At 37.7% G+C, this 16,414-nt stretch carries 13 protein-coding genes; 7 read left to right on the top strand and 6 right to left on the bottom strand.

Annotated elements, in window-relative coordinates:
- Positions 1–3: 3 nt before the first annotated feature.
- Together ACFIKQ_RS03865 and ACFIKQ_RS03870 are read left to right on the top strand one after the other, a co-directional pair.
- Positions 4–747 (top strand): TlyA family RNA methyltransferase, encoded by a 744-nt coding sequence (locus tag ACFIKQ_RS03865; RefSeq protein ID WP_375655986.1) that lies wholly within the window; start codon positions 4–6, stop codon positions 745–747.
- Positions 744–1,997: a class I SAM-dependent RNA methyltransferase gene (locus ACFIKQ_RS03870; RefSeq protein ID WP_375655989.1), complete on the top strand. Its 1,254-nt coding sequence runs from the start codon at positions 744–746 to the stop codon at positions 1,995–1,997. The genes ACFIKQ_RS03865 and ACFIKQ_RS03870 overlap by 4 nt, the downstream gene beginning before the upstream one ends.
- A 545-nt stretch (positions 1,998–2,542) precedes the next feature.
- On the opposite strand, the gene tldD is transcribed toward ACFIKQ_RS03870, so the two are convergent.
- Positions 2,543–3,967 (bottom strand): metalloprotease TldD, encoded by a 1,425-nt coding sequence (gene tldD, locus ACFIKQ_RS03875; RefSeq protein ID WP_375655991.1) that lies wholly within the window; start codon positions 3,965–3,967, stop codon positions 2,543–2,545.
- 109 nt (positions 3,968–4,076) lie between these two features.
- A complete protein-coding gene (locus ACFIKQ_RS03880; RefSeq protein ID WP_375655993.1) occupies positions 4,077–4,652 on the bottom strand; it encodes an invasion associated locus B family protein in 576 nt (191 codons plus the stop codon).
- 311 nt (positions 4,653–4,963) lie between these two features.
- On the opposite strand from ACFIKQ_RS03880, the gene cyoE reads away from it, so the two are divergent.
- The 4 genes from cyoE (at position 4,964) to rnhA (ending at position 8,568) form a co-directional block, all read left to right on the top strand.
- Entirely contained in the window at positions 4,964–5,899 is a 936-nt protein-coding gene (gene cyoE, locus ACFIKQ_RS03885; protein WP_375655995.1) for a heme o synthase, read from the top strand.
- A gap of 181 nt (positions 5,900–6,080) precedes the next feature.
- Positions 6,081–7,136, top strand: a complete 1,056-nt coding sequence (ispH, locus tag ACFIKQ_RS03890; protein WP_375635767.1) for a 4-hydroxy-3-methylbut-2-enyl diphosphate reductase — start codon at positions 6,081–6,083, stop codon at positions 7,134–7,136.
- Entirely contained in the window at positions 7,136–8,095 is a 960-nt protein-coding gene (locus ACFIKQ_RS03895; RefSeq protein WP_375655997.1) for a homoserine kinase, read from the top strand. The genes ispH and ACFIKQ_RS03895 overlap by 1 nt, the downstream gene beginning before the upstream one ends.
- Before the next feature lie 5 nt (positions 8,096–8,100).
- Positions 8,101–8,568, top strand: a complete 468-nt coding sequence (rnhA, locus tag ACFIKQ_RS03900) for a ribonuclease HI (protein ID WP_375635765.1) — start codon at positions 8,101–8,103, stop codon at positions 8,566–8,568.
- A gap of 27 nt (positions 8,569–8,595) precedes the next feature.
- On the opposite strand, the gene ACFIKQ_RS03905 is transcribed toward rnhA, so the two are convergent.
- Positions 8,596–9,474, bottom strand: a complete 879-nt coding sequence (locus ACFIKQ_RS03905) for a protein-disulfide reductase DsbD domain-containing protein (protein WP_375635764.1) — start codon at positions 9,472–9,474, stop codon at positions 8,596–8,598.
- A 71-nt stretch (positions 9,475–9,545) separates the two neighbouring features.
- Between ACFIKQ_RS03905 and ACFIKQ_RS03910 the strand changes: the two genes are divergently transcribed.
- Positions 9,546–10,130, top strand: a complete 585-nt coding sequence (locus tag ACFIKQ_RS03910; RefSeq protein ID WP_375655999.1) for a YqgE/AlgH family protein — start codon at positions 9,546–9,548, stop codon at positions 10,128–10,130.
- 42 nt (positions 10,131–10,172) lie between these two features.
- Here the strand turns inward: ACFIKQ_RS03910 and ACFIKQ_RS03915 are convergent, their stop codons facing one another.
- From ACFIKQ_RS03915 to thrC, 3 genes are all read right to left on the bottom strand, one after another.
- Positions 10,173–13,058, bottom strand: coding sequence for an EAL domain-containing protein (locus ACFIKQ_RS03915; RefSeq protein WP_375656001.1), 2,886 nt, complete (start codon positions 13,056–13,058; stop codon positions 10,173–10,175).
- Positions 13,059–13,458: 400 nt separating this feature from the next.
- Positions 13,459–14,733, bottom strand: a complete 1,275-nt coding sequence (locus ACFIKQ_RS03920; RefSeq protein WP_375635762.1) for a M16 family metallopeptidase — start codon at positions 14,731–14,733, stop codon at positions 13,459–13,461.
- An 83-nt stretch (positions 14,734–14,816) separates the two neighbouring features.
- Positions 14,817–16,214, bottom strand: coding sequence for a threonine synthase (thrC, locus tag ACFIKQ_RS03925; protein WP_375635761.1), 1,398 nt, complete (start codon positions 16,212–16,214; stop codon positions 14,817–14,819).
- Positions 16,215–16,414 lie beyond the last annotated feature (200 nt).

The raw sequence follows: 16,414 nt of genomic DNA on the forward strand, positions 1-16,414 counted from the left end.
GATATGGCTGCCAGAAAAAGGCTCGATATTCTCTTAGTTGAAAAAAACTTTTTTACGACACGTTCACGCGCACGTGATGCTGTTATGCGTCAAACTGTTAAAGTTAACGGCGAAATCGTTTTTAAAGCTGGGCAAATCGTTTTTGATGATGCAGAGATTGCTGTTTGTGATCCAGCGCAGAATTATGTTTCTCGGGCAGCGTTAAAATTGATTGCTGCACTTGATGCATTTCCGATTATAACAGATAAAGTGACGGCCATTGATGTTGGTGCATCAACAGGTGGTTTTACACAAGTTCTCTTAGAGCGTGGATCGGCTCATGTAATTGCCGTTGATGTTGGGCATCATCAATTTGATAAACGTTTATTGGGCAACAGTGCTATAACGTTATTAGAAGGCTTGAATGTTAGAGATTTTCAACATAAACATTTAGGTGGGCGAGAAATTGATCTTATCGTTTCAGATGTTAGCTTTATTTCTCTCAAACTTGCATTGCCTCCCGTTTTGTCTTTAGCCAAGAAGGGTGCCCAAGCTGTTTTACTGGTAAAGCCTCAGTTTGAGGTTGGTCGTAAACGCTTTAGCAAGAGGGGAATATTAAATCCATTAATAGCTAAAGAAACTGCTGAGGCGCTTTTTGTTTGGTTAAATACACAAACAGGGTGGAGTGCAAAAGGTTTAATTTCTTCCCCTATTACAGGTGGTGATGGCAACGTGGAATATTTACTATTCGGAGAAAAACAAGAGTGAGTGACAATGTCATAATCGACCATATCGGAGCAAATGGGTATGGTACTTCTAGGACGTCTCACGGCTTCGTTTATGTTCCTTTTACTTTACCAAGAGAGTGTGCTGAAATTACTGTTCATGGAAAATATGCAACATGTATAGCATTAAAAGAAAAATCATTAGAACGCATTGATACTCTTTGTCAGCATTTTGGAGAATGTGGAGGGTGTACTCTTCAGCATTGGCATATGGATGCTTATCGCGTATGGAAACAACAATTGGTTGTTGATGCGCTTAAAAAGTATGGACTTAATAATGTTGTTGCGCCTTTAATAGAATGTAAACCTTATAGCCGACGGCGGATTACTCTAACAGCATCTATGACCCCACAGGGGCAAAAAGTTGGTTTTAACCGTTATCTCTCTCATGAGATTGTAGCTCTTGAGGAATGTCCAGTAAGCCGTCCAGAGCTTATTTCTCAGTTGCATAATATTAGAGAGCTCTGTGCTTTTCTAAGCAGCTCTGCCAAACGGTTTCATGTTACAATAACACGTGTTGAAAATGGTTTAGATGTTGCTTTAAGCGGTTGCATTGTACACCATGAATCACTTCGTCAGAAAATGATCAGTGCTGCTCTTTCATATGGGATTATACGTTTATCTGTTGACGGTGAAGTTTTGGTTGAACGAGAAAAACCAGAGATTTACTTTGGAGATGTCCGTGTTGAATTTCCTTCTGGTGGTTTTCTTCAAGCAACTTGCGAAGCTGAAAATATAATGGGCAATATTATTTTGACTCATTTACAAAAAGCAAAGAATGCTGTTGATTTGTTTTCAGGGATAGGAACATTTACCTTGCGTATGGCAAAAAAGATGAATGTTCATGCAGTAGAAGATAATGAAGATGCATTAAGAAATCTAAATACAGCAGCACGTTTTGCAACTGGTTTAAAAACGGTCACTTGTGAAAAACGTGATCTTTTCCGACATCCCCTTTCTGTAAAGGAACTTGAGTGTTTTGAGAGTGTTGTTTTTGATCCTCCCCGTGCTGGTGCAGAGCAACAAGTACGTGAATTAGCGAAGACAACAGTATCACGTGTTGTGGCAATTTCCTGTAATCCTACTACATTTGCTCGTGATTTATCTCTTCTTGTTGCAGGGGGGTATACAGTAGAAAAAATCATACCGATTGATCAATTTTTATGGTCACCACATGTCGAAATTGTTGCTGTTTTGAGCAAAAAGAAAAAAAAGAAAGCTTGGAAGCTTTAGCCTAAAATTTTTTAATGCCATGAAGACTTTTTTAAAAGTTTACTTGAGTATTATTATAAAAATCTCTCCAAAATTTCTCTATAATAATAACCTTTTGCTCGTTGAATTAAGAGCACTGAATGTAGAAAGTGTTTTTTATTTTAAACTTTTTTATTATGAAATATAAAAGGTAAATTATCCCACACAAAAGACTAATGTATTACGAAGAAGATGTATCTGAACAAGCCGGTGCTAGTGTTATATTTGCCATCTCTCAATGTTTCTACAACTCTTGGTACTTGAGAGGGGACATAAGAGGAATCTTTGGTCCTGTCTTTTACAGTTTTTATTCATATAACTCCCCCACCTGTAACGTACAAACGAAAGATTTTGATTGATTCAACATGGAACAGATTTGAAATGAGAGAATCTTATGGAATTCAAGGTTCTAATTCAATATGAAAAACGATAGATTATCTTTATAAATCAACGCATTGTACCCCCCCCCCTCACAAAGTGGTCGTGATAGACGAGAAGGAGGCAATATTGGGAAGGAATGAGAACGCTTATTCCTTTATAAGCGCAGTTCCACCGATTGTCATATTATTGATTCGAAGATGAGGTTGACCAACACCAACAGGGACATTTTGGCCAGCTTTTCCACAGAGACCGATACCATTATCAAGTTTACTATCATTACCAATCATTGTAATACGTTTCATAGCATCCGGTCCATTTCCAATAAGAGTTGCGCCTTTGATTGGTGCTACAATTTTACCATTTTCTACTCGGTATGCTTCAGTACATTCAAAGACGAATTTTCCAGAAGTAATATCAACTTGTCCTCCACCAAATGAAACAGCATAGATACCATGTTTGAGTGAAGAAAGGATTTCTTCAGGTGTTTTATCTCCTCCTAGCATGATTGTATTGGTCATTCGTGGCATTGGTGCATGAGCATAAGATTCACGCCGTCCATTTCCAGTTGATTTACCTCCCATAAGCCGTGCATTAAGCCTGTCTTGCATAAAACCAACGAGCTTTCCATCTTCAATAAGGACGTTATATCCTGAAGGGGTCCCCTCATCGTCGACAGTGAGAGAGCCACGGCATTGTGGAATTGTTCCGTCATCAACAACTGTAACACCTTTTGCTGCAACTTGTTGTCCTAAAAGTCCAGCAAAAGCGGATGTTTTTTTACGGTTAAAGTCACCTTCTAAACCATGACCTACGGCTTCATGGAGCATAACACCAGGCCATCCATTGGCTAAGACAACATCAAAAGATCCTGCAGGTGCTGCTTCTGCTTCTAAATTTGTTAAAGCCATACGTAAGGCTTCATTCGCAGCTTTTTTCCAATTGTCTTCATGAATAAATTGGTCAAATGCTTGTCGCCCTCCACATCCATAAAAACCATTTTCACGTCGATTGCCTTCAGCTGCGACTACAGATATAGAAAGCCGCACAAGGGGACGAATATCACGAACCAAATAACCATCTGCACGTAAAATTTCAACATGTTGTAGCGAGCCGGAAAGAGAAGCAGTCACTTGATGCAATTTATCATTTTTAGCACGTAAATAGGCATCAATTTTTTGCAAAAGAGCACTTTTTTCTTCAAATGATGGAGCATCAAGGGGATTATGCGGTTGATAAAGTCTCTTGTTTGTTTGTTGAGGTGCTATGCTATAAGTCCCTGCATGATTATTATAGGTAATAGCTTTAGCTGCTTCACTGGCACGTTTGAGTGCAGCAGCTGATAATTCACTAGAATATGCATATCCGGTAGCTTCTCCAGCAACGACACGCAGACCAAATCCCATATCTTGATGGAAAGAGCCGTTTTTAAGCTGTCCATTATCAAATAAAAGAGCTTCGCTTTCTGTATACTCAAGGTAAAGCTCACCGTCATCAGCATGATGAAGCGTTTCTTGTACAAGTGATTGCACTTTAGAGGAAGTAATATCAAAATGATCAATCAGCGATTTCATAAGAATTATCCTATTTTTATGGGGACTTAGAAGATTTTTATTAATCTAATTTAAGAAGCTTTCAAAATATACGATGAGATTTTAATCGTATAAAGTGTATCGATTTCATTCATGTAGGTAAGGTTGCATAGGCGTCGCCAAGACCATGAAGGTCAACGAAACCTCCAATCCCTTGTTCAGGAGTTGTAAAAATAAAATAAGTTGCCATTTTTCCTTTTAAAAAGAGCTGCAATATGTCTTCTTTAAGAAAGGCTTCAGCAACACAATTATCACCAAGACAACGACGATATTCCATTCTGCCCATATTTTTATCGTCAATTTTAATTCCAACACCAGGACGTAATTCAACGCGAATCGGAACAAAAACACGCATCAAAGCACCTTGCTTTTGAGGAAGTTTATAAAATGTAACGCGCAAGGTAATATCATGACGACCTTGTGTATGAACGTTTTGTACAACTTCACACTGCATGTTAGGTGTACCTGGCGGTAGAGTACAAACTTTTGTCCATGCACCATAGGTTTGTGGAGCAGGGACATTTTGCGCATAGGGTGTTTGTGCAAATGCATGATTGATAAAACTACTATAAAGTGTGTAAAGAACAGCACCAATAAAAAAACTTTTTTTGAGTAATTTATGAAGTATCACAGAAAATCCTATCCGACTCAACACACACACAACCATGCATAGATTTACATAAAAAAATGAATTCCCCACATAAAAACTATAACACAAAATCAGTATTTACCCAAATATATTAATCCATAGGATATATTTTTATGATACATTTGTAATGTAGGAGAGAATGTTGATTGAAAAAATGTATTTTTGTTGCCAATATTTCCATCTATTTTTAGGGGATACGTGCGAACGAGGTATTTCATATTTTCTCAAAAATACGATTGGTCTTAATTGATCATTTCCATACGCTAGATAATATTTGTCAGATAATATTGGTTTGTGAATGACAGAAATGGAAAAGGGCTTTGAGCGGAATGTCAGTTTCAGGAGAGTTATCGGTTGTGAATGGTAAATCAACGCCACCAAAATCCGGTATTGGTGATTATATCACGTTATTAAAGCCACGTGTTATGTCTCTTGTGGTCTTTACGGCTCTGGTTGGTTTGCTTGTATCGCCTGTTCCTATCAATCCGTTGTATGGTTTTTTAGCGATTTTATGTATTGCTATCGGTGGTGGCGGTGCGGGAGCACTGAATATGTGGTATGATGCTGACATTGATGCCGTGATGGAACGGACCAAAAAGCGTCCTATTCCTATGGGTAAAATCAGTTCCCGAAAAGCATTTATTTTTGGCATGGTTCTTTCTATGCTTTCGGTATTGGTTATGGGGAGCTTCATTAATTGGTTTGCGGCATTTTTTCTTGCGTTTACGATTTTCTTTTATGTTGTTATCTATACAATTTGGTTAAAGCGTACCACACCACAAAATATTGTTATTGGTGGTGCTTCTGGGGCTTTTCCACCAATGATTGGATGGGCCGTGACAACAGGGACAGTGAGTATTGATAGCTTTTTATTATTTTTAATCATTTTTATGTGGACCCCCCCTCATTTTTGGTCTCTTTCTTTATTTTCATCTCTTGATTATGAGGCAGCAGGTATCCCTATGATGCCTAATGTACGAGGTGAACATTCAACAAAAAAACAGATTTTATTTTATACTATTTTGATGGCATTATGCGCAGCTGCTCCTTGCTTTACTGGTCTTGGTGGAATTTTTTATGGTATTTTTTCAACAATTTTAAGCATTATCTTTGTTTATTTTGCCTATCGTTTGTGGAAAGCTGATACACATAATGAAACTATTTTGATGGCAAAAAAACTGTTTTTCTTTTCATTACTTTATTTGGCAGCTATCTTTGGAGTTCTTTTGATTGAATCTCTTGTTTGGTATTTTATCGCTCTTTAGTCGCGTAAAATGAAAGAACAAATTTTAAAAGAGCTTTGTTGCAAGAACATATTGTAAGAAAACACGATAGAGTGTGTTCTTATGCAAAAGATGGTATTGCAGTTTTTTTACATTGCTTATTCGTGTATAACGATAGGTTGTTTGAATATATAGCTAAAACTGTAGAGATTAAGGATGATTTATGTCTGGACTTCCCCCTTTAACGATACGTCTTTGTGGTCCACGTGGATTTTGTGCAGGGGTTGATCGTGCTATCCAGATTGTTCTCCTTGCATTAAAAAAATATGGTGTTCCAGTATATGTTCGTCATGAAATTGTACACAACCGCTACGTGGTTGAGGGATTACAACAACGGGGAGCCGTTTTTGTTGAAGAACTTGATGAGATTCCGGAAGAACATCGCAATCAACCGGTTGTTTTTTCTGCTCATGGTGTACCAAAATCTGTTTCAGAAGAAGCACGATGCTATAATTTGTTTTATCTCGATGCAACATGTCCGTTGGTCTCGAAAGTTCATAAACAAGCGATACGACATCAACGTCATGGTCGTCATGTTATATTGATTGGTCATGCTGGTCATCCTGAGGTGATAGGGACAATGGGACAGCTTGAAGAAGGGGCTGTGACGCTTATTGAAACGATAGAAGATGCTTTGCATTACCAACCCAATGATCCAGATAAATTAGGATTTGTTACACAAACAACGCTTTCTGTTGAAGATACTGCAGGAATTCTCGATATATTACAACAACGTTTCCCTACATTAGCGGCCCCAGCGGCTGAGTCAATTTGCTATGCTACAACGAATCGACAAGATGCGGTTAAGGCAGCAGCAAAGGGGAGTGATTTGTTTTTGATTGTTGGAGCGCCAAATTCTTCTAATTCACGACGTTTAGTAGAGGTTGCCGAAAAGTCTGGTGCGCGGCAAGCTATTTTAGTTCAGCGCGCTGATGAAATTAATTTTGAAAACCTAAAAGCTCTTTCTATTGTCAGTCTTTCAGCAGGGGCTTCGGCTCCTGAAATTATTATTGATGAAATTATTTCAGCGTTTCGTGAGCGTTATGATGTCACAATAGAATTAGCTGAAACAGCGGTAGAAACGGAAAAATTTTTAGTGAGTCGCGAATTACGTGACGTCATTTTAACGTCTCAAGATATGGCTTTCGTCAATGGTCAAGCAAATAATGCAAAAAATGAAAATCAGAATACAGACATGTCTACAACGAAAGCAGAATAATGGCCGTTTATACAGATATTCATTCAAATGATTTAAAAGTGTTTTTAACACGTTATGCAATAGGGTCACTTTTGTCTTATCAAGGTATAGAGGAGGGGATTGAAAATTCTAATTTTATGTTAGAGACAACACAAGGGCGATTTATTTTAACACTTTATGAAAAACGTATTTCAAAAGATGATTTACCTTTTTTTTGTCGCTTGATGCAGCATTTAGGACAGCGTGGAATTCCTTGTCCTCAACCTGTTATTCAAAATGATGGAATGATGATCTGTGAATTAGCAGGACGCCCTGCTGCTATTATTACTTTTCTGGAAGGAGAGTGGGTCCGCCAGCCCACTATAGATCATTGTGGTGAAGTGGGGACGGGGCTCGCACAATTACATTTAGCAGGACAGGATTTTACACTCAGTCGTAAAAATACTCTTTCTGTTATGGATTGGCAGGTATTGTGGCAACGTTGTCAAACAAAAGAAGATGCATTATTAAAAGAATTTGGACAAAAAATTGAGTTGGAATTGGCTTTTTTACAGGAAAATTGGCCGCTCAATTTACCAATAGGCATTATCCATGCAGATTTATTTAATGATAACGTCTTTTTTGTGAATCATCGTCTTTCTGGGATGATAGATTTCTATTTTGCTTGTAATGACTTTTTTGCTTATGATTTAGCGATCTGTTTAAATGCTTGGTGCTTTGAGCCTGATCATTCCTATAATCTGGCCAAAGCACGTAAGTTATTGGAAAATTATCAAAAAATAAGACCATTGATCCTTTTAGAATTGGACAAGATTGTTTTGTTAGCTCGTGGTGCGTCTTTACGTTTCTTACTCACACGTCTTTATGATTGGTTTAATACACCGCCTAATAGCTTTGTTATTAAGAAAGATCCATGGGAGTATTGGCACAAGCTTTGTTTTTTCAGTAATGTAAATTCGCTAAGTGAATTAGGTTTTTAAATTTTATGGCAACTCAACAAAAAGTCGTTGAAATTTATACAGATGGTGCTTGCTCAGGGAACCCTGGAATTGGAGGATGGGGAGCAATTTTACGCTGGAATGGTCATGAACGTGAGCTTTATGGCGGTAAGGTCCATACGACAAACAATCAAATGGAAATCATGGCGGCAATTTGTGCATTAAAGGCGCTTAAAGAGCCCTGTTTGGTCGACCTTTATACAGACTCAGTTTATGTGCGTAACGGTATATCTAAGTGGATTGAAGATTGGAAAAAGAATAATTGGCGCACCGCATCAAAAAAGCCTGTTAAAAATATGGAGCTATGGCAAGCTCTTGAGGATGCTTGTTCTTGTCATACAGTCAGATGGCACTGGGTAAAAGGGCATGCGGGACATCCAGAAAATGAACGCGCAGATGCCCTTGCTCGCAAAGCAATTACTCAATATCGCGAAAATGGACATTTTACAGCATAATTGCTGTTTGATAGCTTTTTTCTTTTATTACGGAGTCACAAGAGGGGTTGGCTGCGTATGGAATATGAATGTTCCACTTAAGGCGTAATCTTTAAAAGAAACTGTATAAAAAATTTTTTGGTTTATTTCTTCTGGAGCGAAATAGAGTGGAGCACTGAAGAGTGTATATTCTGCGTTATCACTGACTTTTTTTGCTGCTCCAATTTGCATTTCTCCTCCATCTAAAAAGAGAGAGGAAGGAGTGGTTTTGTTGTTATTTTGTATTTTTATAAGAAGGGTACTGTTATTTTTTTCGGCACTTATTTTTAGTGCATTCTGCATCATGCGGGGCAAAGAATCTTGGGCATTTTTTAAGAAGGAAGCAGGAAGATGTTTATTTTTAAGAGCAGATGGCGAAAAATCAAAGTTAACAGTAAATGGAAGACAGATTTTATTACATAATCCAAGAGTGAAAGCACCACTTAAATTTTTGCTTGAACCAGAAAGATTGAAGGGCAATATTACTTTATCTTTATAGCCTAATGACCAATCATTTTCTGTTTCAAAAAGCTGTGGGGTAGGATAAAAGATTTCATAAGAAACCTGTTGGTTGAAATTAAAAAACGGTGCCATGCCAGAATTACCTGGATTACGCCAGTAAGTTTTCCATCCTGGTTTAAGCACAATCTCAATAATGCCTTCTCTTATTCCAGAAAGAGAAGGTTCGGTGATCGCTAATCGGATACGACCACCATCTGATTCATACCAAGATGTTGCGAAAAGCTGGAGTTTTTGTCCTTTTTGAGCATTTACAGGAATGTTAAGTAATTCTAAAACTATGAATGTTAAGCTTAAAGTAACTAAAAGATTTTTATAAAAGAAAGTTGCGATATTTTGTAAATTTGTAAATATATGACTTTTTTTCATTGGAGTTTTATTTTCCTAGTGTACTAAATGAACAAACTTTTATCATGTAAATTATGGAGAATAACAAATTAATGAAGCGGTGTAATGGCTTTTTAGGTGGACAATTACTCATAGCAATGCCTAGGATGAATGACAAACGCTTTATTCGTTCTGTTATTTACATTTGCGCGCATTCTGATGCCGGTGCGATGGGCATTATTCTCAATCAATTGCATCATATTGATTTTCCAGAGCTTTTGCTTCACTTGGGAGTCATAGACAGTGGCCAAAAAAAAAGTCTTTCTGAACCAATAAAACAGTTTCCAGTTCGCTATGGTGGTCCTGTTGATCCTTCGCGTGGTTTTGTCCTTCATTCAGATGATTATGCTTGTGAAGAAACTGTTTTTATTGCAGATAAGGTCTGTTTTACTGCGACAATTGATATATTAAAAGCGATCAGTTGCGAACAAGGTCCGCAACATGCACTGGTAGCATTAGGTTATGCTGGATGGAAAGCGGGGCAACTTGAGGCAGAAATTTCTACAAATGGTTGGCTAATCAGTTCTACATCACCTAGTTTTCTTTTTGAAAGCGATTTAAGCTGCAAGTATGATAAAAGTTTAACACGCATGGGTATCGATCCAACTTATCTTGCTTCTGAAATGGGACACGCATAGAGTTTTTTCTAAGTTTTTTAACTTTACACGTTATTTTATCCCTTATGTTTTTACTTTATAAGGGAAATGGCTCTGAACGAGCGTAATTAATTCTTCTATGGCAATCGGTTTCGTTACAAGTGTGCTTTGAACATATTTACAGCCTTCTTGACGGAGGAAGATCGCTTCTTTTTCATTTTCAACACCTTCTGCGATAATTTGCAAATTAAGATCTGTTGCCATATTAATGATAGACTTGAGAACAATTTTCTTCTTAAGGGAGTCGATTGAAATAAGTGAACGATCAAGTTTAACCATATCAAATGGATAACGTACGAGATAGGTCAGAGACGAATAACCTGTTCCAAAATTATCGAGTGCGAGATTCATTCCAAGTGTTTTAATTTGTTCGAGAAAGTGCGCTGATTGTTCAGGATTATTTCTTAAGACAAATTCAGATATTTCAATCATCAAACGCCCTTTGTGGAGCGGATGACGAAGCAAAGCGGCGCGCAATTGACTGATAAAACGAGGATGAATCATTTCTGCGCTTGGTAAATTAATTGAAATAAAGAAAGATTGTTGGGAAAACTTTTCTTGTACATTTATAAGATCGATAATGGCATTATCGATGATAAATTGTGACAAATTCATAACAATTTGTTCGTTTTCTACGATTTTTATGAAATCAGAGACATTTAAATTTCCATAAGTGGGATGATGCCATTCTACAATTGTTTCAAAACCAATAATATGTCCGTCTGATAAATTAAGAATAGGATGGTAGAGGATTTTTATCTCATTACGTTTTATGGCATAATGAACATCTTTCTCCAGAGTATTATGTTCGAGACCCAAAGTGCGAAAATTAGGACGAAAAGGTTCAATATGGTTTCCACCCATTTGTTTTGCACGAATCATCGCTAATTCACTATCATTAAAAATATCTTTAGCCGTCGATCGGCTTTCACTCCATGTAACCAATCCGATAGACGTTGAAAGGATTATTTTGTTTTCTGAAAGTGAAATAGGTGCTGAAATTGTTTTGTGCAAATGATCTGCAAATGCTGCAATTTTTTGTGGTTCAGTTTCACTGAGTAAAATAATTGCAAAGCGGTCTGCTGAAAGGCGCGATAAGGTGTCTTGAAAATTAATGAGACGGTTTAAACGACGTGCGATTATAAGCAGTACAGTATCCCCAACTGCTATGCCTAATTTGCGATTAATTTGGCGAAAATTGTCAAAATCAATCATAAAGACAGTCGGTCTAATTTTGATATTTGCTTTCGCCAAAGAGGTATAATTTTGTAGTCTATCGAAGAAAATTTGTTGGTTAGGAAGGCCGGTTAAGCTGTCGTGGATTGCATCATGCAATAAGCGTTCTTCGGATTTTTTGTGGTTAGTAATATTGACAATGGTTCCAATGACACGTGTGATTTTCCCATCTTTTTGCATAGCCGGACGTGCACGAAGAGAAAACCAATGATAATAACCACCACCGGAAGAAAGCCGAAAAATTTGATCAATGCGCCCTTTTTTATTTTTAAGAATGATATCTAATACGGCTTGAAAGCGTTCACGATCATCATGGTGCAAGGCTGAAATCCAGTTGCGCATAGGTCCATTGAGGTTATGAATTTCAGTACCAAAAAGGGTTGCCATGTTTGGATGTACAACAATACGGTCACGCTCAATATTCCAATCCCAAATAATATTTCCAGCTCCCTTTGCTGCGAGTACTTGTTGTTCAAGATCGGAAAATATTCCTTCATGGAAAGCGTCATTAGAAAAAGTTTGTTGCAGGACAGTAAAGCTGATGAGAAGAACAATGAGCACTAATCCTCCCGCTAATGCTGGCTGGATAATATCATTGTTTAAATATCCAGCTATGCAGGCATAGGCTCCAATACACCAAAAGCTAATGAGCAACCATGTTGGGATAAGCATAATGGCGCGGTCATAGCTTCTGATTGAGAAATAGATGATTAATATTATACCAAGCACAGCGGTAAGACCAAAAGACAAACGCGCAATTCCAGCTGCTCTGATTGGATCATAAATAGCAAAGGCTCCTAGACTGCAAAAGGCAATGGTCCAAGCGATAGCACCGTAACTAAAATGATAATGCCAGCGGTTAAGGCTGAGATAGGTAAAAAGAAAAATGAAGAGTGTAGCAGTAAGTGCTACTTCTGTACCAGCACGCCAGATTGGTTGTGTTGTGAGTGTAACTGCAAAGAATTTATTTAAAAAGTTGAAGTCAATACCAATATAAAAAAGCACAGCCCAAGCAACAGCTGCTGTTGCAGGAAACAGCCCTGTTCCACGGACGACGAAGAGAACAGTTAACAAAAGCGCTAAGAGACCAGATATACCAAGAAGAATACCATGATAAAGCGTATAAGAATTAATTGCATCTTTATAAGCTTCAGGTTGCCATAAATAGATTTGCGGTAGATTTGCAGAGTTAAGTTCGGCCACAAATGTAACAACAGCACCAGGGTTAAGGGTAATACGAAAGATGTCAGAGTTTGCACTAAGTTGACGATCGAGGGAAAACCCTTCGCTTGGCGTTATGGATTGAATCCTTTCTGATCCAAGATCTGGCCAAAAAAATCCAGAACGCGCCATGCGGTAATGGGGGGCAACGATGAGACGATCGACTTGTTCATCTGTTGGATTTGCAAGAGAAAAGACTGCCCAATTTCCGGAAAATTTTTCATTTTTTGCCTGCACTTCAATACGCCATACAATACCATCTGGTCCTGGCGCTGTACTTGTTTGAAAAATAGAGCTGTTTGTATGGTGAATTTCAATTGCTTTTGAGAGATCAAGAGCAGCATCCTGAGAAGAAATTTTAACTGGCTCAATTGCTTGTGCTGATGTAAGATGGACAAGAAAACTAACGACTACAATGAAAATGATATCAATTATTTTACGCAAACTCTTCACAATGTCCCACTCTCAATATTTTAGGATGTTTAATTTTCATTTCGATTTTTGAGAAAAAACGTCCACCTTTTATAATTTATTTACATAATAAATTGTTATCACTTTTTCTTAAGTTATGTGGTTTTGTATACAAATAGACCACATGTCCATTTGCTTCAATGGAACTTGAAGCGAATGAAGTTTTATATGTTAAAAGGGCAAAGTTAAACCATGAATTTCCAGATTTCATGGATATACCTTCACTCATTAGAATCTTTATCACATGAAGTATGAATTGGGTAGTTTTGTACGCTTCTTTGCCCAATATTTCCAAAACTTATTTAATGAGAAGAGCTTTTGTGGTAAATTTTACGATAAAATATGTGTATGTTATTGTGATGCTGTTTTGAAAAGAAGTTTTTTACTTTAGCTTGTATGAAAGAGTTGACGTTAAATCATCAAAATTTATGAGGGGTCCTACAGGTCCGACAGCAGTTAGTGTTGGAGTGGAATTTGTAAAAAGACGATGTGCTAAATCAGTTAATCTTTTAGGAGTGATGAGATTGAGGCGTTCAATTGTTTCCGATATTGGAATTGGTCGACCATAAAGGAGTATTTGGCGAGCAATGAGATGTGCTTGACTAGAGGGATTTTCCTGTGACATTGTCAGATTCGCACGATATTGCGTTTGTGCTCGTTGCAGTTCATTGGCGTGAATGTTTTTACTGACCTTGGAAAGTTCATCAAGAATCACGGGAATAAGTTCTTTGAGCCCTTCTTGTCCGGTAGCTGCGTGAACACCAAAAAGACCAGTATCTGAAAATCCCCAATGAAAAGCATAAATAGAATAGCATAATCCACGTTTCTCTCTTACCTCTTGAAAAAGACGTGAAGACATACCACCACCAAGAATGATTGAAAGAATTTGGGCCGCATAAAAATCACGCGCGTGATAAGCACGCCCTTCAAACCCCAGAACAACTTGTGTATCCATTAAATCGCGATATTCACGAAAGTCGCCACCAACATAATTTGCAAGATTAGTAAGAGGTGCGGTTGAATGGGAGCGAAAAGTACCAAGACGACTTTCAACTTCTCGCAAGAAACTTTCGTGTTTTACAGCTCCTGCAGCAACGACAATCATACGATCTGCACTATATTGTTTATTGATGAAATCATGGAGATCAGTAGATGTAAATGATTGGATAGTTTTAGCTGTTCCTAAAATAGAGCGTCCAAGGGATTGATGACGAAAGGCTGTTTCTGTAAAGTGATCAAAAACAATATCATCAGGAGTGTCATGAGCGGCACCAATTTCCTGAAATATTACTTGTTTTTCTCGTTCTAGTTCATTGTCGTCAAATTTTGAATGCATTAAAATATCGGCTAAAATGTCTATAGCAAGTGGGATATCGCTTTTAAGTACACGTGCAAAGTAAGCTGTTGTTTCAATACTGGTGGTGGCATTGATTTCACCGCCAACATCTTCAATATCGGTTGCAATTTGAAAAGCAGTGCGGTTTTCGGTTCCTTTAAAAGCCATATGCTCAAGAAGATGAGCAATACCATGCTGTGTGGAGGTTTCATTGCGTGAGCCCACTTTAACCCATATTCCGAGGGCAACACTATCAATTTGTTGCATTGTATGTGTGGCGATAGTCAAGCCATTACTAAGGCGACATATATCTACATCCATGTATTTACAACTCCATTAAATAAGTTAAATACCTCATTGTAAGGGTATTAGAATATTCTTGATTTAAGTTAATGCAGCTAACTTTAATAAGATGCATGCGATTTTAAAGAGATATAATCTTTTACTATTTTTTCATCATTAGCAAGACTTATAAAGTGTTCTTTGCGTTTCATTACATCATTGAGATGAGATGGCCATGGGGCATGAAGTCCACAAGCACTTTTAATAGTATCAGGAAATTTAGCTGGATGAGCCGTGGCAAGGACGATCATTGGAATATGCGGTTTTTTGTTTTTACGCGCTACTTGAAGAGCGACGGCTGTATGTGGATCAACAAGATAGCCACTTTCCTTATAGACACTATTAATTGTTTGAGCTGTTGCAGCCATGTTGCTTTTCCCAGCAGAAAATAGGGAACGAATATTTTTGAGTTGCTTTTCATCAAGAGTAAAACGTCCTGATTGTTTCAAGTTGTCCATTGCATTGCGAATCCACATTGGATCACGATTACCACTTTCAAAGAGCAAACGTTCAAAATTAGAAGAGACCTGAATATCCATAGAAGGTGATGTTGTATGGACTATTGGTTGTGTTTCGTAAGTACCGCTGGTCAATGTACGTGCAAGGATGTCGTTATCATTCGTTGCGATGACCAGTTGAGCAATGGGTAATCCCATACGGGCTGCAACATAACCTGCAAAAATATCACCAAAATTTCCAGTAGGAACAGTAAATGAAACAGCTCTATCAGGAGCCCCTAAGGAAAGTGCAGATGAAAAATAGTAAACAATTTGCGCCATGATACGCGCCCAATTTATAGAGTTAACACCTGAAAGCGCTCTTTTTTTACGAAAATTGTGGTCATTAAACATTGCTTTGACAAGAGCTTGGCAATCATCAAAATTTCCTTCAATGGCAATGGCATGAACATTTGAACATTGATTGGTTGTCATTTGCCGTTGTTGAACAGGTGATACACGTCCTTTAGGAAATAAAATAAAAATATCTGAGTGTTCTTTTCCAGCAAAAGCTTGTATCGCAGCCCCTCCTGTATCACCTGATGTTGCAGCAATAATCGTTGCACATCTATTTTTTTCAGTCAAAACATAATCCATCAGTCGAGAAAGAAACTGCATTGCGACATCTTTAAAAGCTAAAGTAGGACCATGAAAGAGTTCAAGGATAAATTCATCTGCTCCAGTTTGTCGTAACGGACAGATTGCTGGATGGTGAAAGGTTGCATAAGATTCAGCGATCATATTTTCAAAAGCTGTATATTCGATTTCGTTATTCACAAAGGGCCACAGAATAGTTTTAGCAATTGTTGTATAGGACTGACCACGAAGTGCTCGTAACGCATCAAATGATAGCTGAGGAAATTTATCTGGCAGATAAAGTCCCCCATCAATTGCCAATCCTGTCATGATCGTTTCCGTAAAGCTTAAAGCAGGAGCTTCACCTCTCGTGCTGATATATTCCATACGTTTTATCCTTTTTTTATTTCTGGCAAATTGGTGAAGTTATTTATTTCACGTTTTTCATAATATTTAAATTATTAAATGGATAGAGTTTTTAACTCAATAATGAAAGGAAATATTCTTAAGCATTTTTATTTTTGAGATATAAACGTCAAATGTTCACAGAAAATCTGTTAAAGTCGAAAATTTTCCCTCTATTATTC

This window comes from Bartonella sp. MR63HLJHH (assembly GCF_042194155.1).
Lineage (GTDB): Bacteria > Pseudomonadota > Alphaproteobacteria > Rhizobiales > Rhizobiaceae > Bartonella > Bartonella grahamii.